Genomic DNA, 20,434 nt, shown 5'->3' on the forward strand with positions numbered 1-20,434 from the left:
CTTCTGGCCCTTTTACTGATTCTTTAATTCTCTTCCGAAAGTGCACCGAGCTGTTCCGCCTGATACTCATTGAGCAGCGGTTCGATCACATGCTGCAGCTCACCGCCAATCACCTCCTGCAACTTGTACAGGGTCAGATTAATACGGTGATCCGTTACCCGCCCCTGCGGGTAGTTGTAGGTGCGGATACGCTCGGAGCGGTCGCCACTGCCCACCAGACTTTTACGGGTGCTGGCCAGCTCAGCCGCCTGACGTTCCTGTTCAGCCGCCTGCAGACGTGAAGCCAGAAGGGACATCGCCTTGGCACGGTTTTTATGCTGCGAACGCTCTTCCTGACACTCCACCACCACACCGGTAGGAATGTGGGTGATACGGATTGCAGAATCGGTTTTGTTAACGTGCTGACCACCGGCACCGGACGCCCGGAAAGTATCGACACGCAGATCCGCCTTGTTGATCTCTATTTCAGCGGATTCATCCATCTCCGCCATGATCGCTACGGTACAGGCCGACGTGTGGATACGTCCCTGAGACTCGGTTTCCGGGACACGCTGTACCCGGTGTGCACCCGACTCAAACTTCAACTGGGAGTAAACACTGGTACCGACGATCCGCGAGATCACCTCTTTATAACCGCCGTGCTCACCCTCGTTGGCACTGATCACCTCTACCTTCCAGCCCTGCATCTCGGCATAGCGGGAATACATCCGGAACAGATCACCAGCAAATATCGCCGCCTCATCGCCACCGGTGCCGGCACGGACCTCCAGGAATACGTTACGCGCATCATTTGGATCTTTCGGCAGCAACAGGATCTGTAACTCACCTTCCAGCGATTCAATGCGCGCCTTGGCCGCCGGATACTCCTCTTTGGCCATTTCGCGCATATCCGGATCGCTGTCCGCCATCATCGCTTCGGCTTCAGCCAGATCATCCCCGGCCTGATTGTAGGCAGCAAACGCTTTTACCACCGGCTCAAGTTCTGAATACTCTACGGAATAGTCACGGAATTTAGTCTGATCAGAGATGACTTCGGCATCAGACAGCAGCGCCGCCAACTCTTCATAGCGGTCACTAAGCTTTTCCAGCTTAGCTAAAATAGACTCTTTCATTATTTCTCGTTCTTGGTATGTTCACCCAACTGGTGAAGCTCCTGCACCAGATCGAGCAGCTCAGTACGCCCTTCGGCACTGGCTTTACGCATCTGAATCGTCGGATGGTGCAGCATTTTATTGGTCAGTCCGCGGGCCAGCATCGTCAATACTTCCTCGGCGGGCTTACCCTTGTTCAGTTGACGCAGCGCTTTATCCAGCTCCTGATCCCGCAGTGTTTCAGCCTGACTACGGAAACTGGTCAGAACATCCACGGCATCGAGCGACCGCAACTGGCGCATAAAGTCATGGGCCCCGGTTTCGATAATCTCTTCGGCCTGACGGGCTGCATCTTCACGACTGCGCTGGTTTTCTTCGATCACCTCTTTCAGATCATCGACGGTGTACAGATAAACGTCATCCAGCTCAGCCACCTGAGCTTCGATATCCCGGGGCACCGCTATATCGACCATAAAGATCGGCCGGTGCTTACGCTTTTTCAGCGCGCTTTCAACCGCACCTTTACCCAGAATCGGTAGCTGACTGGCAGTAGAAGCAATCACAATATCCGCTTCCGCCAGCGCATCAGGAATATCGCCGAGCAGAATCGCCTTGCCGTTAAACTCTTCGGCCAGCGCCAGTGCCCGGTTCAGCGTCCGGTTCGCCACCGTAATTTCCTTAACCCCTGCGTTGACCAGATGCCGGGCAACAAGTTCTATCGTCTCACCGGCACCGATCAGCAGCGCTTTACTGCGCGACATATCGGCAAAGATATGCTGCGCCAGACTCACCGCCGCATAGGCAACAGAGACCGGGTTTTCGCCGATCGCCGTATCAGTACGAACCTGCTTTGCAACCGAGAAGGTCTGCTGAAACAGACGCCCCAGCTCTGCGCCCACATGTCCGCTTTCCTGAGAAAGGCTGTAGGCAGATTTCAACTGCCCCAGAATCTGCGGCTCACCCAGCACCAGAGAATCCAGACCACTGGCGACCCGCATCATATGCCGGGCAGCTTCCTCATCCCAGAAAACATAGGAGCAGCTCTGCAGTTCCTGCGGATCCAGATTATGGTATCGGCCCATCCACTCCAGCAGCGCCCGGGAACCTTCCAGCCCCGAGGAACAGTAGAGTTCGGTACGGTTACAGGTCGACAGGATCGCAATCTCTTTCAGGTCAGCAAATTCGCGGGCAGCCTGCATCGCCTCACACAGCAATTCGGGCGCAAACGCAACCCGCTCACGCACTTCAACTGATGCTGTCTTGTGATTGATGCCTAATGCTAGTAGTGCCATGCTTTCCGCCGTAACCAAACAAAGTCGCCACCCTGCGGTGGCCGCCAATCAGCCAGCGCTGATCGAAACGAGCGCGCTATAATACAACGCTTTGCCACAAAGGTTAAAACACCTCGCGGCAAATAAGGGAACTTCTCGCCGAAAATGGGTCTCAAGCAGGAGAGGAATCAGGGCGGATAGCTGACAAGGGGTTGGCTATTCAACTATAGTGACCAAACTTACTCAGGGATGTCAGAGGCCGCAGCGCTTAATTTCATGAAAAGATCGCTCATACTACTTATCTCCACACTGGTGCTGCTTCAGGGCTGCCAGACGACCCCGACGAGCAAACCGGCTGCAGCAACCGAGCCAACTGCCTACGTGGCCGGAGAGTTTAATCAGGAATCCCTTTACCAACTGTTACTTGCCGAGATCGCCGGTCAACGACGGCTGTTCCCGGTGGCCCTGAGCAATTATCTGGATCAGGCTGAGAAAACCCGGGACCCGGGCGTAGCCGAACGCGCCACCCGGATCGCCCAGTACCTGCGTGACCCGGAGATGACCCTGCGCAGCGCCCGGCTCTGGCGGGAGATCGATTCGCAGAACCCGGAGCCCTACCAGATTGAGGCCAATATCCTGATCCATGAGGGCCGTTACCAGCAGGCCCTGCCACTGCTTGAAAAAGCACTGGAGTCCGATTCACTGCGTACTCTGGCACTGATTCGAAGCCAAATCACACGCATCAGCCCGGAGATGCTCAACAGTTACATTAATATGCTGCAAAGCTTTGCTGCCCAGACAGCCGTCCGCTCCGATCTGGAGCTGACGCTGGCCCTGCTGTATAAAACCGGCGGCCAGATCAACGCGTCCCTGCTGGCCTTCGACCGGGCACTTAAAGCCGACCCGGACAATCTCGAAGCGCAGGTGCAGAAAGCCGACCTGCTACGTGAGAGCGGCAACATTGCCGGCGCACTGGACCTGATCGAATCCGCGCTGGAACAACAACCGGATAATCGCCAGCTACATATTCTCCTGACCCAGCTACTGTTTCAGGCCGACAAAGATCAGGCGGGCGTAGCTCAGGCCGAAAAGCTACTGGAAAGCAACCTGAGTGATTACCAGCTCACCTACTATCTGGCCCTGCTGATGCTGGAGAATGAAGCGCTGAATAATGCTCAGGCAGCGCTGCAGCATCTGCTGACACTGAAACCCGAAGACAGCTCACCCCACTACTATCTGGGCCATATCGCTCAGGCCAACGGGGATGATCAGGCAGCGCTCGGGCATTACATCAAAGTAGAATCTGGCAGCAATGCCCTGCAATCACTCTCCCGTGCGATCAGCCTGCTGCAGGATACGGCCGACAAACCCCGGGTACAGTCGATTCTGGCCGCAGCCCGGCAAAGGCAACCCGAGCAGGCCCCGCCTATCTATACGCTGGAAGCGGAATGGCTCAATCTGCATGACTTTGACGAGGAAGCACTCACCGTACTTGAAGATGCCCTGACCGAGTACAGCGATAACACCACCCTGCTCTACACCCGGGCGATGCTGATCGAATCCGTGGATTTTCCTCAGGCCGAGATCGATCTGCGCCGCATTCTCGAACTTGAGCCGGATAATTCCACTGCGCAGAATGCGCTTGGCTATACGCTGCTTTTGCATACCGAGCGTTATCAGGAAGCCCTCCAACTGATTCAGGCAGCCCTCAATCAGGAACCGGAAGATCCGGCAATTCTGGATTCCATGGGCTGGGTGCTGTTTAAACTGGGCCGCCATCACGAAGCACTGCCCTATCTTGAAAAAGCCCATGCGCTTTATTCTGATCCGGAAGTCGCCAGCCACCTGATTCAGGTTTACTGGGCCACAGATCAGAAAGAGCGGGCGCGCCGGTTACTCAACAGCAGCCGGGAAAACAACCCCGACAACCCCTTTCTGGAAGAAGCCGCTCAGGTCATCGAAGAGTAAGCCATGCTGAAACGTCTCTCTATGGCACTGCTCTGCTTTTATCTGGCAGGTTGCAGTGTGCAACACACCTCTGTTCAACCAGCCGGAGCACAAATAAGCTGGCAGGAACATCAGCGCCAGTTGCAGCAACTGACCCGCTGGGACCTCAGCGGCAAAATTGCTCTGCGCACCGCTGAGGATAACCACACCGCCAGCCTGAGCTGGATACAGCTCGATCAGGATTACCAGATCGACATCCGCGGCCCCTGGGGACAGGGCGGCGCATCGATCACCGGCTCGCCCCGGCAGGTCAGTGTCGATATTGCCGGAGAGGGCACCTTTGTCGGCAGCGACCCGGAATCTATCCTGCAACAGCAGCTTGGCTGGGATCTGCCGGTGAGTGATATCTACTGGTGGGTTCGCGGCCTGCCCGCCCCGGGAACTGCCTACCGGGAGACACTGCAGAATAACCGCCTCAGCCTGTTGCAACAGAACGGCTGGGAGATCGAATATCTGCGCTATAACAGCCTCACTCCGGCCCTGCCAAAGAAAATCCGGATGACCCGGCAGGGGCTTAAAATCACCCTGCTGGTCAGCACCTGGATCAGGCGCTGAAATCGATCCGCCAATCCCCTTCTCAGGTTTGACTTTGCCGGGTCAATCCTAGATAATCTGCGCCTCTTTCAACGGGAGGCCCGTCCTCCAAGAGGAAATGTTGGGGTATCGCCAAGCGGTAAGGCACTGGATTCTGATTCCAGCATGCGGAGGTTCGAATCCTCCTACCCCAGCCAAATGCCTATGAACGGTTCCCGATCTACTGATTCCGAACAAATTAAAATCGAAAAGGTGCACGCCGTGTCCAAGATGATGGTCTTCACCGGCAACGCTAACCCTGATCTGGCGCGAAAAGTTGTTGATCGCCTGGATATTCCAATGGGTAAAGCGAATGTTGGTCGTTTCAGCGATGGCGAAGTAAGCGTAGAGATTCAGGAAAACGTGCGTGGTAAAGACGTTTTCATTATCCAGTCCACTTGCGCGCCAACCAATGACAATCTGATGGAACTGATTGTACTGGCCGATGCACTGCGCCGCGCGTCTGCATCCCGTATCACTGCGGTAGTGCCTTACTTTGGTTATGCTCGACAGGATCGTCGTCCCCGTTCAGCCCGTGTACCGATCACGGCTAAAGTGGTTGCCGACATGATGACCGCGATCGGCATCGACCGCGTCCTGACAGTTGACCTGCACGCCGACCAGATCCAGGGCTTCTTCAGTGTGCCTGTGGACAACGTATACGGCTCACCGGTCCTGCTGGACGATATCGTAGATCAGGAATACGACAACATTATGGTTGTTTCTCCGGACGTAGGCGGCGTAGTCCGTGCACGTGCGGTAGCGAAACAACTGGATTGCGATCTGGCCATCATCGACAAGCGTCGTGAACGTGCCAACGAATCCGACGTGATGAACATCATCGGTGATGTTGATGGCCGCACCTGCGTACTGGTAGACGACATGTGCGATACTGCCGGCACCCTGTGTAAAGCAGCGAAGGCTCTGAAGTCCAAAGGCGCTGCTCGCGTTGTGGCTTACGCTACTCACGCAGTACTCTCCGGCCCGGCCATCAGCAACATCACAAACTCCGATCTGGACGAGTTTGTAGTAACAGACACGATTCCGCTGACCGAATCAGCAGAAGCCTGCCCTAAGATCCGTCAGTTGACGCTGGCGCCTCTGCTGGCCGAAGCGGTTCGCCGTGTCTGCAACGAAGAATCCATCAGCGCGATGTTCCGTTAAGAACAACGCCCTGGATATTGCGCCCAATCCGTCAGGATTGGGCTTTTTAACGCCCACAAGGGCAACCTGCTGCAAAACCTGGTCGCAAGGTTTTGCAGTTTGTTTATTTAAAGGTAAGAAAAAATGACTGATTTTGTAGTTAATGCAGTAGCACGTAGCGATGAAGGGAAAGGTGCGAGCCGCCGCCTGCGTCGCGAAGGTCTGGTTCCAGGTATCGTATACGGTGGCGATAAGCGCAAAAAGCCGACTGCGATCTCTGTAGCTAACAACGAACTGGTTAAGATGATCGAAGACCAGACTTTCTTCTCCTCCATCCTGACTCTGACTCTGGACGGTAAAGAAGAACAGGTTATCATCAAAGACCTGCAGCGCCACCCGGCTAAGCCTGTTGTACTGCACGCTGACTTCCAGCGCATCACTAAATCCAACAAGATCAAAATCACTGTTCCTGTTGAATTTGCTAACTTCGATAAGTCTCCTGCATCTAAAGCGGCTTGCAAGTTCGCTGCTGAGAAGAACACTGTTGAAGTTCTGTGTCTACCTACTAACCTGCCAGAAAGCCTGATTGTAGACCTGTCTGCATGCGATTCTGACCAGGTTCTTCACCTGTCTGACATCTCTATGCCAGAAGGTGTTGAAATCGTTTCTCTGCGTCGCGGCGAAGACCACGACCAGGGTATCGGTTACGTATACGCACCACGTGGTGCAAAAGCTAAGTAATTAGCTAAGCACCGGCATGAAGGACAAAATCCAGCTCATCGTCGGCCTGGGCAACCCGGGCGATAAATATGCGCAGACCCGTCACAATGCCGGTGCTGAGTTTGTCGAGCAGCTTGCTGCTCGGCATCTCGCCCCCCTGAAGCCCGAAAAACGTTTTCACGGGCTCTACTCCAAAGCTCAGATCGGTGGCCAGACAATCCATCTGCTGGTACCCACCACCTTTATGAACCTGAGCGGTCAGGCCGTTGCGGCACTGGCTAATTTTTACAAAATTTCCGCCGAAGAGATTCTGGTCGCTCACGATGAGCTTGACCTGCCTCCCGGTATCGCCCGCTTCAAGCTCGGCGGTGGCCATGGCGGACACAACGGCTTGCGCGACATCATCAGCAAGCTGGGCAACAACAAGAATTTCTACCGCTTACGTCTCGGCATCGGCCACCCCGGCCACAGCAGTCAGGTCAGCGGTTTTGTATTGAAGAAAGCTCCGGCAAAAGAGCGCGACGCCACTCTGGCCGCGCTGGATGAAGCAGAACGCTATCTGGAGCTTGCCATTTCCGGCGACTGGAACAAAGCGATGAACCAGTTGCATAGTTTTTCAGCCAGCTAAGTTTATCTGACAGGAATCGATCATGGGTTTTAAATGCGGTATTGTCGGCCTGCCTAACGTAGGTAAGTCCACACTCTTCAACGCGCTGACAAAAAACGGCATCGCGGCAGAGAACTTCCCGTTTTGTACCATTGAGCCAAATGCCGGCACCGTGGCAATGCCCGACCCGCGTCTGGACAAACTGGCCGAAATCGTCAGCCCTGAGCGGGTTATCCCAACCGCAATGGAGTTCGTCGATATCGCAGGTCTGGTGGCTGGTGCATCCAAAGGCGAAGGTCTGGGCAACAAGTTCCTGGCCAATATCCGCGAAACCGATGCAATCGCCCATGTAGTGCGCTGCTTTGAAGATGACAACGTGATCCACGTTGCCAACAAAATCGACCCGATCGCCGATATCGAAACGATCAATCTGGAACTGGCTCTGGCCGATCTGGAATCCGCTGAGAAACAACTGCAGCGCGTTCAGCGTGGCGCAAAAGGCGGCGACAAAGAAGCGGTTGCGCAGAAAGCGATGCTTGAGCGCCTGATTCCGCATCTGGAAGAAGGTCAGCCGGTACGCGCCATGGAACTCTCAGAAGACGATATGAAAGTCGTTAAAGGCTTCCACCTGCTGACCGTTAAGCCGACCATGTACATCGCCAACGTCGATGAAGATGGCTTCGAAGACAATGCCCATCTCGACAAAGTTCGCGCACTGGCAGAATCTGAAGGCGCCGGTGTAGTGGTCGTCTGCAACAAGCTGGAAGCCGAGATCGCCGAACTGGACGACGAAGAGCGCAACGAATTCCTCGCCGATCTGGGCATGGAAGAGCCGGGTCTGGATCGTGTAATCCGTGCCGGTTACGACCTGCTGGGTCTGCAGACCTACTTCACCGCCGGTGTTAAAGAGGTTCGCGCCTGGACAGTCAAAGTCGGTGCTACTGCACCACAGGCTGCCGGTGTTATCCACACCGACTTCGAGAAAGGTTTTATCCGCGCAGAAGTCGTCAGCTACGATGATTTTGTCCAGTACAACGGCGAAAACGGCGCGAAAGATGCGGGTCGCTGGCGCCTCGAAGGGAAGGAATACATCGTCAAAGATGGCGACGTTGTTCACTTCCGTTTCAACGTCTGACAGCCCATCTGTTTACAAAATAACCGGTCCTTGTGGCCGGTTTTTTTTATTTTAGAATCAAGCCTTTTTTTCCCCTCAAAGCTATTGACAGCTTCGTTTAAAAAGAGAATAATTCGCGCCTCTAAAGCACGGCAATATAGCTCAGTTGGTTAGAGCATCGCATTCATAATGCGAGGGTCGCAGGTTCGAGTCCCGCTATTGCCACCATGTTTTAGACTCTGCTGGGGTATCGCCAAGCGGTAAGGCAACGGGTTTTGATCTCGTCATGCGGAGGTTCGAATCCTCCTACCCCAGCCACTAATGAGCATTAACTCTTCGAGTTAATCTGAGTGGCAATATAGCTCAGTTGGTTAGAGCATCGCATTCATAATGCGAGGGTCGCAGGTTCGAGTCCCGCTATTGCCACCATGCTTATTAGCATTTCCAGGATTGGGGTATCGCCAAGCGGTAAGGCACTGGATTCTGATTCCAGCATGCGGAGGTTCGAATCCTCCTACCCCAGCCATCCTCAAGCACCCATTATTCCTACTGCTAAATTTCCACTACAGTACCCCGGTGAGAACCTCCAGGTTCGACAAATTGCGCAGCAATTTGCAACGAGCTGCGCATGCAGCGAAGCCCGCAGGGGCCAAAGCGCCATCAGGCGGTTTGGATTCATCCTCCTATCCCCTTGTCCCCTCCTTGCCCCCAGCCATACCCGGCCTCTGAAAAATGGTGCAATACGCTTCGCTATTGGCACCCTACATTCTGCGCAATCTTCCACTACCGTATTTAGCTGAGAACCAACGAGCTGCGTATGCAGAGAAGCCATCCTCGCTCCCCTAGCCCCTAGCCTCTAGCCCCTAACCCCCAGCCGATAACAGCCTGCGCTCTATATCAGACGACACTAAATCACCTATACTTAGATTTCTTGACCTGAGCCCTGATACTATGGGGCAAAGCAGATAGAATTTTCCGCTCAGGATGGCATGAAAAGGGAGAGGAGCAGGTTACTTATGCCCGCACATACCGATGTCGACGATCGCGCCTTGCATGCAAAGTATGGCAGCAAGCCCCCATCAAAAAGCAAGCGCCTGCGTAAGGATGTCAATATTCTGTTCTACGGCCTCAGTGCCGATGAAACGGTACCGTTGATTACCCTGCTACGTACCTCAAGGCTCTCTCCAAAAGGCAAACAGATTGCCAGCGAAGCTGAGCTGGCTGCTGCTTTGGTTGAACGCTCCTGGGATATGCTCATCTGTACAGTAGACCGGGATAAACTCACCGCGCGTCAGGCAGTATCCGCAATTAAGCGCCTCGGTAAAGATATTCCCGTTGTACAGATCATCCCCAATAACGACAGCAAACAACTGCTCTACGGATTAAAGAATCATATCCAGGCGGTGGTGCCGATTGACGAGAAAGAACTGGTTTTAATCCACATCCGTCGTGAGCTGGATAATCTGGAGAATCGCCGCAAACTGAGACAGACCGAGGCCCGACTGGCAGAAATAGAAAAACGGAACCGCCAGTTAATGGAGAGCTCCAAAACACCGATTGCCTGTTGCCAGAACACAAAGATTACCTTCGCCAACAGCAGCTTCCTTGAGTTGTTTGGTATACACGAGGCTCAGGGTACGGCTCTGACCGACCTGTTTATTGTTGAAGATCAGGAACAATTGAGCCAGCAGTTAACGGCAGTTTCCAGCGGCGATGAGAGCGAGCTTTCACTGCAGTTAACCGCCATTCGCAGCGACCAGTCACAATTCACTGCGCAGATGGAGCTGAGTCACGATCTGAGCGGCGACAAAGGGATAACCCGAATACAGTTCCGGGTAGAACAACAACGGGTTGGCGAGATCACCAGTGAGCATGTCGATTTTATCTCCGGCCTCTACAACGATATCTATCTGGATAAGCAACTGGACCTCACCGTGCAGAAAGCTCTGCGTGGAGGTCAGGACTGCAGCCTGATCCAAATCGAACTGGACCAGTACGATGAGATCCGCGAGCGTCTGGGCCTTGAAGCCACCGACCAGTTGATCAGGGCAATTGCCAACTATCTTAAACAGACGGTGAATCCGGCCCACCTGCTGGCACAGCCCGAAGATAAAGCCTTCAGCATCATCTTCCGGGATAACAGTCTGGATGCGGCAAAAACCTTTGCCGACCAGCTTTGCGCCTCCATTGCAGAAGTCACTGCGTCAGTATCAGGGATGGAGGTTCAGTCCACCTGCTCTATCGGCATCACGTCTATCAACGATAACACCCCACCCGCCGATGAGCTGACCGGCCGGGTCAAGCAGGCGATTGCCGACCTGCGAACATCACGCCCTCAGGGCAATGGGGTACGGATCTATGCGGCCGAAGAGAGCAAAGCTCAGGTCAGCTCTAATAACCTGGCCGCTCAGATTAAGCAGGCGATTGAAGGAAACGACTTTAAGCTGCTGTTTCAGCCCGTGGTTAATCTGGTATCGGATAACACCGAGGATCATCACTACGAAGTACTCGTCAGACTGATGAACGCACAGGATGAACCCCTTTCACCCAAGGATTTTATGGAAGCGCTGGGCGATTCCAACAATATGCTGAAAATGGATCGCTGGGTGATTGAGAACAGCATCAAAGCGCTTAAAGAGAGCAGTGCCGGAGAACATCGTAATACATTGTTTATCAGCCTCTCCGCGCGCGCTCAGGCCGATGCGGAATTCATCAACTGGCTTGCCGAACTGCTGCGCAAAGAGGAAGCACCGGCAGAACGCCTGGTGTTCCAGATCAGTGAATCCGATATTGCGATCTCCCCGAAGCAGTCCCGCCTGTTCACTCAGCAGTTACAGAAACTGCACTGCAAGGTCTGTATCAAGCAGTTTGGCAGCAGCAGCCGCTATGAGAAGCTGCTGAAAGCGGTCCATGCCGATTATGCCAAACTCAACGGCAAGCTGATGAAAGAGCTTTGTGAAAACGGCGCAGACGCCAGTGAGCTGAACAATGTCATGGACGCACTGAAGAAACAAAACAAGATCACCATTGCGCCACTGGTAGAAAACACCAAAGCGATGGCCGTATTGTGGAAGGCGGGTGTGGACTATGTACAGGGCTACTACCTGCAGCCTCCGCGCGAAAAGATGGATTACGACTTTTTCGCCGAGTAGGAGCGCTGTCCTCAGCGCGAGCGCTTCGAGTATCGCGCGGGGATCACGCTGCCACTACGCTCTTCAAGACGATCCGGCTTCATCTATATAGATAATTTTTAGCAGACAATCAAAAAGGGCCGCTGAATGCGGCCCTTCTCTTTAGCGCAGCGTATCCCGATCGCGGAAGCCGATCAGATAGAGGATACCATCCAGCCCCAGCGTAGAGATCGCCTGCTTGGCACTTTCACGTACCAGCGGCTTGGCGCGGAAGGCAATACCCAGACCCGCGATAGACAGCATCGGCAGGTCATTAGCGCCATCCCCCACAGCGATAGTCTGTTCAAGGCGTACGCCCTCTTTCCCGGCAATCTCGCGCAGCAGCTCGGCTTTGCGCTCACCGTTCACAATCGTGCCTTTAACCTCACCGGTGACACGGCCTTCAGCATCAATATCCAGCTCATTGGCATAGACGTAGTCGAAGCCGAGTTTCTTCTGCAGATGGCTGGCGAAGTAATTAAATCCACCGGAGAGTATCGCCGTTTTAAAGCCCAGCGCACGCAGGTTAGAGACCAGCTCCTCGGCACCCTCAGTCATCGGCAAACGCTCAGCAATCTGATCCAGCACTTTTACATCCAGCCCTTTTAACAGGGCCATACGTCTCCGGAAACTCTCGTTGAAATCGATCTCACCGCGCATCGCCGCTTCGGTAATCTCTGCCACCTGCTCACCGACACCCGCCTCTTTCGCCAGCTCATCAATCACTTCAGCTTCGATCAGCGTTGAATCCATATCAAATACCACCAGACGGCGGTTACGACGGTATATATCATCTTTCTGGAAGGCGATGTCCACATCCAGATCGCTGGCCGCCTTGAGAAACTCTGCACGCAACGCCGCGGCATCAGTGGGCGCACCACGCACCGAAAACTCAACGCAGGCTTTGCTCTGATCGGTACTGTCGTTCAGGCTGATACGGCCTGAAAGTCGACTGATATTGTCGATGTTCAGACCATGACTGGCCGCAATATCGGTAACCCGCGCAATGTGCGCTGAACTCAGCTTCCGTGACAGCAGGGTAATGATATGGCGTGACTTGCCCTGACCATCGACCCACTGCTCATAGTTATCCTCTTCTACCGGCTGGAAGCGGATATTCATATTCAGCTCATGCGCTTTGAACAGTACATCCCGCAGCAGCGGTGAAGACTCAGCCGAGCGCGGCACCTCGATCAGAATCCCCAGAGACAGGGTATTGTGGATAACCGCCTGACCTATATCGAGAATATTAATCTCGTACTGAGCCAGTATGCTGGTAATAGCGGAGGTGACACCCGGCTTATCTTCACCGGAGATATTGAGCAGAATGATCTCTTTCATTGAAAGGGTTCCGTAGGACTCTGTTAATGGCGGCGATTATAACAAAAGGCAGAATAGCAGACCTGTTTATTCCTGCATTCTCACTTTAAAATCAGATCATTAATTCCCCGTTATGGGGCCTGCAGCGCAAAGGACACAAGCAACACGCATGGACTACCTGAGCCAACTGATACAGCCCGGTGCCGACCAGCTTTTATTGCTGATTGCTGCCTGTGCCCTGCTTGAGTCACTCGCTTTTGTCGGCCTGTTGTTGCCCGGTGTCGCCTTGTTGTTTCTGCTGGCCAGCATGGCCGCAGAGCAGGGACTTGGGCTGACGGCGGTGCTTTCTGCTGCCTTTGCCGGCGCCCTGCTGGGTGATGGCCTCAGCTTTCTTCTCGGACGTTATGCAGCCGACAGAATCGCTCAGTTGCCTTTGCTGCAAAAACATCCTGAATGGCTATCCCGCAGTGAAGCGTTTTTCCGGCGCTACGGTATAGCCAGCCTGTTTATCGGTCGCTTTATCGGCCCATTGCGACCACTGATCCCCTTTATCGCAGGCACCCTCGGACTCCGGCCCGGCCGCTATCTGGCCATTAACATCGCCTCTGCGCTCCTCTGGGCTCCCTTTTACCTTTTGCCGGGTTATCTGGCAGGCCTTGCTCTGAGCTCGCTGCAACTCAACCCGGGACTACTGCTGGAACTATTACTGATTTTGGCACTGAGCATCTGGCTCTACACTCTGCTGCATCAGCAACTCAGCCAGATGAGTCTGCGCTATCCGCTGAATGCACTGCTTCTGCTGTTCTGCAGCAGCAGCCTGTTCTCACTACTGTGCTACCTGCAGATCAGCGGCCAGTGGCAGGTGCAGAACGAAGCTCTGTTCCGGCAACTGTATGCAACACCGCAAGCCATACAGCCCCTGCTGTATAACCTCGCAGCCAGCCTGACCCGACTCGGTGACACGATCTATATCCTCGGGGCCAGCCTGGCACTGAGCTTCTGGCTCTGGCGTCAGGGTCAGCGTCTGGCGGGTTTCAGTTTTATTAGCCTGATCGTTGGCGGCAAGCTGTTCAATTCACTGCTCAAGTGGCTGATCGCCGCACCTCGCCCCGAGCCCGGCATGACACTCAGCAGCTACAGTTTTCCCAGCGGCCACAGCAGTGCCGCCAGCACCTTTTTCTGCGCTCTGGCGGTGATTCTCGCCTGTGGTGGCACAGCCGGGGTACGCCGCACCCTTTACCTCTGCGCACTGATTCCGGCGGTACTGGTGGCGCTGTCGCGGCCGGTTCTGGGGGTACACTGGCCACTGGATGTAGCGAGCGGACTGATTGAGGGGATATTTCTGGCATCGCTGCTGCGCTTATGGCTGTTCTTTCGCGACCATGATTTCTGTATTCAGGTACAACAAAAAAGCCAGCTCCTCACGGCGCTGGCTGTTTATACACTGATTTATGTAGCGATCAGCGTTTGGCTTTTTTAACCTTTAAACCCTTCTTCTTTCCCTTAAGCTTGGGTTTGGCGGTCACCTTACGCTTTTTCGACTTATTGCTTTTACCTTTCCCGCCGTTACTGAACTCCATCAGCTCCTGCTCTGCAGCAGACAGGTTATGCCCGCTGGCGGGTTTCGTTTTATCGCCGCTCAGTTTGCGCTTTGGCGCGGTATCAGCACTGCTGTCTTTGACCTTACGGGATTTAGCCAGCGCAGCACGCTGCGAGCCGCGGCGTGGTTTAATCCGGTCGTCATCCTTACCCGGGCGGTTACCCCACTCATGCCGGTGCCCCGGCAGTTTGCCTGAACGCTCAGAGCCCCCGCCTTCGCCCAGCTTACCCTCGGCCAGCAGTTCCCGGGTCGATTTCTTACGGATCGGCGCATCGGCCGCCAGTTCAAAGTCGATCTTGCGCTCGTCCAGATCTACCCGGACCACCTTCACCCGAAGGCGGTCGCCCAACTTGAAGACTTTGCGGGTACGCTCTCCCACCAGACGCTGTTTCGCCTGATCAAAAACATAATAATCACCCGGCAGTGCAGTGATGTGCACCAGCCCTTCAACAAAGAAATCATCCAGTTCAACGAAGACCCCAAATCCGGTTACTGCCGAGATCACGCCCTCATAATCATCACCGACGTGCTCCTGCATATACTCACATTTGAGCCAGGCCACCACATCACGGGTGGCATCGTCGGAACGACGCTCGGTCATGGAGCAGTGCTCACCCAACTGCAGCAGTTGTTCCATGCTGTAGTTGCAAAGGAAGTCCGGGTTGGCCACAAAGGTTTCCGGACGCTGCAGTGAGCGATCCTCCTGACCTTTGTGGATCGCCGCACGGATCAAACGGTGTACCAGCAGATCAGGATATCGCCGGATCGGCGATGTGAAATGGGTATAAGCCTGATACGCCAGACCAAAGTGTCCCTGATTATCAGGGCTGTAAACCGCCTGCTGCATAGAGCGCAACATCATGGTCTGGATCAGGTGCCGGTCAGGACGGGACTCAATCTGCTCGGCCAGCAACTGATAGTGCTTAGGCTCCGGCTTTTCAGCCCCACCCAGATTCAGACCCAGCTCACCCAGATAAGCGCGAAGGTTTTCCAGCTTCTGCTCTTTCGGCCCTTCATGCACACGATAGATCGCCGGAATTTTCAGCTTACCGAGGAAACGCGCAGTCGCCACGTTAGCGCAGAGCATGCACTCTTCGATCAGTTTGTGGGCATCGTTCCGATGCACCGGCACGATCTGCTCAATTTTACGGTCTTCACCGAAAATCATCCGGGTTTCGGTGGTTTCAAAATCGATTGCACCGCGCTCTTCACGGGCGCTGCGCAACGCAAAGTAGAGACTGTACAGATCTTCGAGGTGCGGTACCTGCTGCGCATATTCCGCACGCAGGGCTTTGCCCTCATCGCTCTGTGGCTGCATCAGCATCGCCCCGACCTTGGTGTAGGTCAGACGGGCATGGGACTGAATCACCGCTTCATAGAATTTGTAACCGGACAGGTTACCGGCTGCACTGATCGTCATCTCGCAGACCATCGCCAGCCGATCGACATGAGGGTTCAGTGAGCAGAGTCCGTTGGACAGCAACTCCGGCAGCATCGGCACCACAAATTCGGGGAAGTAGGTCGAGTTGGCGCGCTGGTAAGCTTCTTTATCCAGCTCAGAACCGGGACGCACGTACCAAGAGACATCGGCGATGGCGACCCACAGGCGCCAGCCGCCGCCAGGCTTACGCTCAGCATAAACCGCATCATCAAAGTCTTTGGCATCTTCGCCATCGATGGTGACCAGTGGCAGTGACCGCAGATCGATTCGATTCGCCTTGGCCGACTCTTCCACCTCGGCGGAGAGTTCACCCACCTCCTGACGCACCTCATCGGGCCACTCATGGGGGATATCATAATTATGGATAGCAACGGTGATCTCCATACCCGGCGCCATATGATCGCCCAGTACCTCGGTCACTTTAGCCTGTGGCCGCTGGCGTTTTCCCGGCTGGTTAACCAGCTCCGCCACCACCAACTGACCATCTTTGTACTTCAGCGGGTTTTCCGGATCAGGAACGATCATAATCTCCTGAGTAATCCGCTGGTTTTCAGGGCGCAGGTAACCAAACCCTTCCTGACCATTGAAGCGTCCTACCAGTTTACGGGTATTGCGTTCCAGAACTTCAACAATCTTGCCTTCGCGACGCCCCTTAAAGTCGACACTGACCTCCTGCACCAGCACCCGGTCACCGTCGAATACCTGACGCATCTGACGCGGACTCAGCTTGAGGTCATCGCCCCCCTCTTCGGGTTTCACAAAACCAAAACCATCGCGATGGCCGATCACCCGCCCCCTGATCAGGGACATCCGGTCCATTAACGCAAACTCATTACGCCGGTTACTGATCAACTGGCCATCGCGGCACATGGCCTTCAGGCGGAAGAACAGTGCATCGCGGCTTTCGGCCTCCCAGACCCCCATCTCCTCACAAAGCTGGGCATGCCCCACCGGCTCACCCCAGGCTTCCATAAACTGCAGGATATACTCCCGGCTCGGCACGGGGTTATCGTATTTTTCCGCTTCCGCTGCGGCGGATGGGTCATTCTTAATCCACTCTTTGCTCATAGGTCTCTCTGGGGATCACAAAACGCATGCAATATCTCAACAGCATATCACGCATCAGCGTCATCGGCTGAAAATAAAAGAGCCGGCAAGTGCCGGCTCTTCTTCAGGATTATGGACGATCGTCCACCTCTTCCTCTTTCTCCTCGGGAGGCATCAGATCCTCTTTGGAGATATTCATCATGACCAGCACGTTGGCAGCGACATAGATCGATGAGTAAGTACCCACCAGCACACCGACCAGAAGCGCAATGGCGAAACCGTGGATCATCTCACCACCAAAGGTTGCCAGCGCCATCAGCACCAGCAAGGTGGTTAAAGAGGTCACCATGGTACGTCCCAGCGTCTGGCTCAGGGAGGCGTTCATAATCTCCAGTGCGGTGCCTTTACGCATCTTACGGAAGTTCTCACGAATACGGTCCGAAACAACGATGGTATCGTTGAGCGAGTAACCGATTACCGCCAGAACTGCCGCCAGAACGGTCAGGTCAAAGTCGATCTGGAACAGGGCAAAAAAGCCCAGCACGATCAGCACGTCATGGGCCAGTGCCGCCACCGCACCCAGCGAGAACTTAATCTGGAAACGGAATGCAACGTAAACCATGATCATAAACAGGGCCAGCAGCATGCCCATGCCACCCTGCTCGCGCAACTCTTCACCGACCTGCGCGCCCACATATTCGTTACGGCGCAGGTTCAGTTGCTGGGTTTCGCCCTGCTGCAGCGCAGACAGAACCTTATCACCCAGTTTCGGATCATGGTCTTCACCCAGACGGATCAGGATATCCGTGGGCGAACCAAAGGTCTGAACCACCGCATCCTCATAACCGACGCCTTTCAACTGGTCACGGATCTTGTTCAGATCCGCAGGCTGTTCGTAGCCGATCTCAACCAGACTACCGCCGGTGAAATCGAGGCCGAACTTCAGGCCATTTACCGCCAGTGCACCAATAGACACCAGCAGCAGAACCACCGAGCAGGCTGCCGCCAGTTTGCGGAAGCCCATAAAGTTATAAATTTTCTCTGCAGACATCACCCGCTCCTTAAATCGACAGTTTACTGATCTGACGGCCGCCATAGGTCAGGTTGACCAGTGCGCGGGTGACCAGAATCGCTGTGAACATGGAGGTCAGAATCCCCACCGACAGGGTAATCGCAAAGCCTTTAACCGGCCCGGTACCCATGGCAAAGAGGATCACTGCCGCCAGCAGCGTTGTAATGTTGGCATCAAAGATAGTGGTAAATGCCCGGCCAAAACCGGCATTGATCGCTGATTGCGGCGGCAGACCGTTTTTCAGCTCCTCTTTGATACGCGAGAAGATCAGTACGTTGGCGTCCACCGCCATACCTACCGTCAGTACGATACCGGCAATACCCGGCAGCGTCAGGGTAGCCGACAGCATCGACATCACCGCAATCAGCAGCATCAGGTTGAAGCCCAGTGCGATATTCGCCAGCAGACCAAATACGCGGTAGTAAACCAGCATAAACAGCAGCACCAGTGCCAGACCGATCTGAACCGAGATCATACCGCTCTCAATGTTCTGCGCGCCAAGGCTTGGCCCGACAGTCCGCTCTTCAACAAAGTAGATCGGCGCCGCCAGCGCACCCGCTCGCAGCAGCAGTGCCAGCTCAGAAGATTCACCCGCACCGTCCAGACCGGTAATACGGAACTGGCTGCCCAGCACCGCCTGGATGGTTGCCAGTGAGATGATATTCTTCTCGGTGTAGCGCACCTTCTCTACGACCTGCTCACCATCCACCACTTTCCGCACGGTACGCTCTTTATCTTCAACAAAGAGCACCGCCATACGGCGCTGGATCGCGTTCTTGGTAGCCCGCGCCATCAGCTCACCACCCTTGGAATCCAGAGTGATATTCACCTGCGGCTGACCATTTTCATCGAACGAAGCCTGCGCATTGGAAACGTTATCACCCTTGATGATGACATCTTTTTCCAGTGTCGCGCGGCGGCCCGGTTCGCTACGGAACTCATAGACTTCAGTGCGTGCAGAACTGCTGCCCGGTTTAGCTTCCAGACGGAACTCGAGCGTTGCAGTTTTACCGATAATCTTCTTCGCCGCCGCCGTATCCTGAATACCCGGCAACTGAACTACGATCCGGTTACGGCCCTGACGCTGTACCAGCGGTTCAGCCACACCCAGTTCGTTAACACGGTTACGCAGGGTGGTCAGGTTCTGCTTGATCGCATAGGTTTCGATATCAGCAATGGCCTGCTCAGTCAGGTTAACCACCGCGAAGAAGCCCCCTTCAGCATCGTCAGCAGTCACCAGAAATTCCTGATACTCCTTACGCAACAGGCTGACCGCGGCTTCACGATCTTCCAGCTTGCTGAATTTGATCGCCAGACCACCATCTTCCAGTGTATCCAGCTTGCGGTAGCGCAGCTTCTCTTCACGCAGGCGACCTTTGATCTCAGAAGCGTAATTTTCCAGCTTCTGATTGACCGCTTTTGGCAGATCTACTTCCAGCAGGAAGTGCACACCACCACGCAGGTCGAGGCCCAGCTTCATGGGACCGGCACCCATCGAGGTCAGCCAGTCCGGGGTCGTCGGTGCCAGGTTCAGGGCAACGATGTAATCATCCCCCACCACGCGGTGAACAATATCTTTAGCTTTTAGCTGAGTTTCACCATCAGGGAACCGGATCAGACCCGCGTTTTTGTCCACTTCAGCCGACTTGATTGAGATCCCTTCACGTTCCAGTGATGCCGTTACCCGGTCCAGCAGCGGCTGGTCAACTTCAAACACATCGCGGGTTCCGGTCAACTGAATGGCATAATCATCGGGATAGATGTTTGGCGCGGCATACAGACCACCCAGCACCAACACAAACAGAATAAGGAGATTTTTCCAGAGGGGGTATCGATTGAGCATAGCGCCCTTTTCCCTGATAAAAACAGAAGCGCCACTGATCAAGTGGCGCTTTGGATTAGCTTAGATGCTCTTGATAGTGCCCTTAGGCAGAGCGGCAGAAACGTGAGTTTTCTGGAAGGTCAGTTCGGTACCTTCGCTCACTTCCAGAACCACGTAGTCGTCGTTCAGGTTTACAACTTTGCCCAGAATACCGCCTGCGGTGATCACTTCATCACCTTTGCTCAGGCCAGAGAGCAGCGCTTTGTGATCTTTGGCACGCTTAGCCTGCGGGCGCCACATGAAGAAATAGAAGATCAGACCAAAACCAACCAAAAACAGTATGTTGAACATACCAGATTCCATCTGACCCGCAGCGGCAGCACCTTCAGCATATGCCGGAGAGATAAAGAAGCTCATTAGCTACTCCTGAAAAAAT

Annotated in this window: 15 protein-coding genes and 5 tRNA genes; 13 read left to right on the forward strand and 7 right to left on the reverse strand. The window is 54.6% G+C overall.

The annotated features are described in order from the left end of the window. Positions 1-23 precede the first annotated feature (23 nt). Positions 24-1,112, reverse strand: a complete 1,089-nt coding sequence (gene prfA, locus QUD59_RS05115) for a peptide chain release factor 1 (protein ID WP_286240017.1) — start codon at positions 1,110-1,112, stop codon at positions 24-26. After that, positions 1,112-2,383 carry a glutamyl-tRNA reductase gene (gene hemA, locus QUD59_RS05120; protein ID WP_286240018.1) on the reverse strand — a complete coding sequence of 424 codons (1,272 nt, stop codon included), beginning with the start codon at positions 2,381-2,383 and terminating at the stop codon, positions 1,112-1,114. Before hemA ends, prfA begins: the two co-directional genes overlap by 1 nt. 255 nt (positions 2,384-2,638) lie before the next feature. Between hemA and QUD59_RS05125 the strand changes: the two genes are divergently transcribed. From QUD59_RS05125 to QUD59_RS05180, 12 genes are all read left to right on the forward strand, one after another. Continuing rightward, entirely contained in the window at positions 2,639-4,330 is a 1,692-nt protein-coding gene (locus tag QUD59_RS05125; RefSeq protein ID WP_286240019.1) for a tetratricopeptide repeat protein, read from the forward strand. A gap of 3 nt (positions 4,331-4,333) precedes the next feature. Then, positions 4,334-4,924, forward strand: a complete 591-nt coding sequence (lolB, locus tag QUD59_RS05130) for a lipoprotein insertase outer membrane protein LolB (protein WP_286240020.1) — start codon at positions 4,334-4,336, stop codon at positions 4,922-4,924. Between the two features lie 101 nt (positions 4,925-5,025). Then, positions 5,026-5,100, forward strand: a tRNA-Gln gene (locus QUD59_RS05135). Positions 5,101-5,164: 64 nt separating this feature from the next. Continuing rightward, entirely contained in the window at positions 5,165-6,106 is a 942-nt protein-coding gene (locus QUD59_RS05140) for a ribose-phosphate pyrophosphokinase (protein WP_286240021.1), read from the forward strand. Positions 6,107-6,229: 123 nt separating this feature from the next. Then, entirely contained in the window at positions 6,230-6,826 is a 597-nt protein-coding gene (locus QUD59_RS05145) for a 50S ribosomal protein L25/general stress protein Ctc (RefSeq protein ID WP_286240022.1), read from the forward strand. 16 nt (positions 6,827-6,842) lie between these two features. Next, a complete protein-coding gene (gene pth, locus QUD59_RS05150) occupies positions 6,843-7,433 on the forward strand; it encodes an aminoacyl-tRNA hydrolase (RefSeq protein WP_286240023.1) in 591 nt (196 codons plus the stop codon). Between the two features lie 22 nt (positions 7,434-7,455). Further along, the gene (ychF, locus tag QUD59_RS05155) at positions 7,456-8,547 is read left to right on the forward strand and encodes a redox-regulated ATPase YchF (RefSeq protein WP_286240024.1); all 1,092 of its coding nucleotides are present in this window, start codon (positions 7,456-7,458) and stop codon (positions 8,545-8,547) included. Between the two features lie 130 nt (positions 8,548-8,677). Continuing rightward, positions 8,678-8,754 (forward strand) — tRNA-Met (locus QUD59_RS05160). A 15-nt stretch (positions 8,755-8,769) separates the two neighbouring features. Further along, positions 8,770-8,844 (forward strand) — tRNA-Gln (locus tag QUD59_RS05165). Between the two features lie 34 nt (positions 8,845-8,878). Next, positions 8,879-8,955 (forward strand) — tRNA-Met (locus QUD59_RS05170). Positions 8,956-8,977: 22 nt separating this feature from the next. Further along, positions 8,978-9,052: transfer RNA gene (locus QUD59_RS05175), tRNA-Gln, on the forward strand. Between the two features lie 490 nt (positions 9,053-9,542). Then, on the forward strand, positions 9,543-11,678 hold the full coding sequence (locus tag QUD59_RS05180) for an EAL domain-containing protein (RefSeq protein WP_286240025.1): 2,136 nt from the start codon (positions 9,543-9,545) through the stop codon (positions 11,676-11,678). 141 nt (positions 11,679-11,819) lie between these two features. On the opposite strand, the gene serB is transcribed toward QUD59_RS05180, so the two are convergent. Beyond that, complete coding sequence (gene serB / locus QUD59_RS05185; RefSeq protein WP_286240026.1) at positions 11,820-13,037, reverse strand: phosphoserine phosphatase SerB; 1,218 nt, start codon at positions 13,035-13,037, stop codon at positions 11,820-11,822. 148 nt (positions 13,038-13,185) lie between these two features. On the opposite strand from serB, the gene QUD59_RS05190 reads away from it, so the two are divergent. Continuing rightward, a complete protein-coding gene (locus QUD59_RS05190) occupies positions 13,186-14,496 on the forward strand; it encodes a bifunctional DedA family/phosphatase PAP2 family protein (RefSeq protein ID WP_286240027.1) in 1,311 nt (436 codons plus the stop codon). Here the strand turns inward: QUD59_RS05190 and rnr are convergent. The 4 genes from rnr to yajC form a co-directional block, all read right to left on the reverse strand. Continuing rightward, positions 14,477-17,125 carry a ribonuclease R gene (gene rnr / locus QUD59_RS05195; protein ID WP_286240028.1) on the reverse strand — a complete coding sequence of 883 codons (2,649 nt, stop codon included), beginning with the start codon at positions 17,123-17,125 and terminating at the stop codon, positions 14,477-14,479. The two genes, QUD59_RS05190 and rnr, sit on opposite strands and share 20 nt — an antisense overlap. 109 nt (positions 17,126-17,234) lie before the next feature. Further along, on the reverse strand, positions 17,235-18,155 hold the full coding sequence (gene secF, locus QUD59_RS05200; protein WP_286240030.1) for a protein translocase subunit SecF: 921 nt from the start codon (positions 18,153-18,155) through the stop codon (positions 17,235-17,237). A gap of 10 nt (positions 18,156-18,165) precedes the next feature. Beyond that, positions 18,166-20,019 carry a protein translocase subunit SecD gene (gene secD / locus QUD59_RS05205; RefSeq protein ID WP_286240032.1) on the reverse strand — a complete coding sequence of 618 codons (1,854 nt, stop codon included), beginning with the start codon at positions 20,017-20,019 and terminating at the stop codon, positions 18,166-18,168. 60 nt (positions 20,020-20,079) lie between these two features. Continuing rightward, the gene (yajC, locus tag QUD59_RS05210; RefSeq protein WP_286240033.1) at positions 20,080-20,415 is read right to left on the reverse strand and encodes a preprotein translocase subunit YajC; all 336 of its coding nucleotides are present in this window, start codon (positions 20,413-20,415) and stop codon (positions 20,080-20,082) included. Positions 20,416-20,434: the final 19 nt, after the last annotated feature.

The sequence above is a fragment of the Neptuniibacter halophilus genome (assembly GCF_030295765.1).
In the GTDB taxonomy this organism is placed as follows: Bacteria; Pseudomonadota; Gammaproteobacteria; order Pseudomonadales; family Balneatricaceae; genus Neptuniibacter; species Neptuniibacter halophilus.

What these genes read in the sequence shown, in the direction of transcription:
- pth (WP_286240023.1), top strand. Translation starts at nt 6,843, where the DNA reads ATGAAGGACAAAATCCAGCTCATCGTCGGCCTGGGCAACCCGGGCGAT.
- lolB (WP_286240020.1), top strand. Translation starts at nt 4,334, where the DNA reads ATGCTGAAACGTCTCTCTATGGCACTGCTCTGCTTTTATCTGGCAGGT.
- secD (WP_286240032.1), bottom strand. Translation starts at nt 20,019, where the DNA reads ATGCTCAATCGATACCCCCTCTGGAAAAATCTCCTTATTCTGTTTGTG.
- secF (WP_286240030.1), bottom strand. Translation starts at nt 18,155, where the DNA reads ATGTCTGCAGAGAAAATTTATAACTTTATGGGCTTCCGCAAACTGGCG.
- ychF (WP_286240024.1), top strand. Translation starts at nt 7,456, where the DNA reads ATGGGTTTTAAATGCGGTATTGTCGGCCTGCCTAACGTAGGTAAGTCC.
- QUD59_RS05190 (WP_286240027.1), top strand. Translation starts at nt 13,186, where the DNA reads ATGGACTACCTGAGCCAACTGATACAGCCCGGTGCCGACCAGCTTTTA.
- QUD59_RS05180 (WP_286240025.1), top strand. Translation starts at nt 9,543, where the DNA reads ATGCCCGCACATACCGATGTCGACGATCGCGCCTTGCATGCAAAGTAT.
- hemA (WP_286240018.1), bottom strand. Translation starts at nt 2,383, where the DNA reads ATGGCACTACTAGCATTAGGCATCAATCACAAGACAGCATCAGTTGAA.
- serB (WP_286240026.1), bottom strand. Translation starts at nt 13,037, where the DNA reads ATGAAAGAGATCATTCTGCTCAATATCTCCGGTGAAGATAAGCCGGGT.
- QUD59_RS05125 (WP_286240019.1), top strand. Translation starts at nt 2,639, where the DNA reads ATGAAAAGATCGCTCATACTACTTATCTCCACACTGGTGCTGCTTCAG.
- QUD59_RS05145 (WP_286240022.1), top strand. Translation starts at nt 6,230, where the DNA reads ATGACTGATTTTGTAGTTAATGCAGTAGCACGTAGCGATGAAGGGAAA.
- yajC (WP_286240033.1), bottom strand. Translation starts at nt 20,415, where the DNA reads ATGAGCTTCTTTATCTCTCCGGCATATGCTGAAGGTGCTGCCGCTGCG.
- rnr (WP_286240028.1), bottom strand. Translation starts at nt 17,125, where the DNA reads ATGAGCAAAGAGTGGATTAAGAATGACCCATCCGCCGCAGCGGAAGCG.
- prfA (WP_286240017.1), bottom strand. Translation starts at nt 1,112, where the DNA reads ATGAAAGAGTCTATTTTAGCTAAGCTGGAAAAGCTTAGTGACCGCTAT.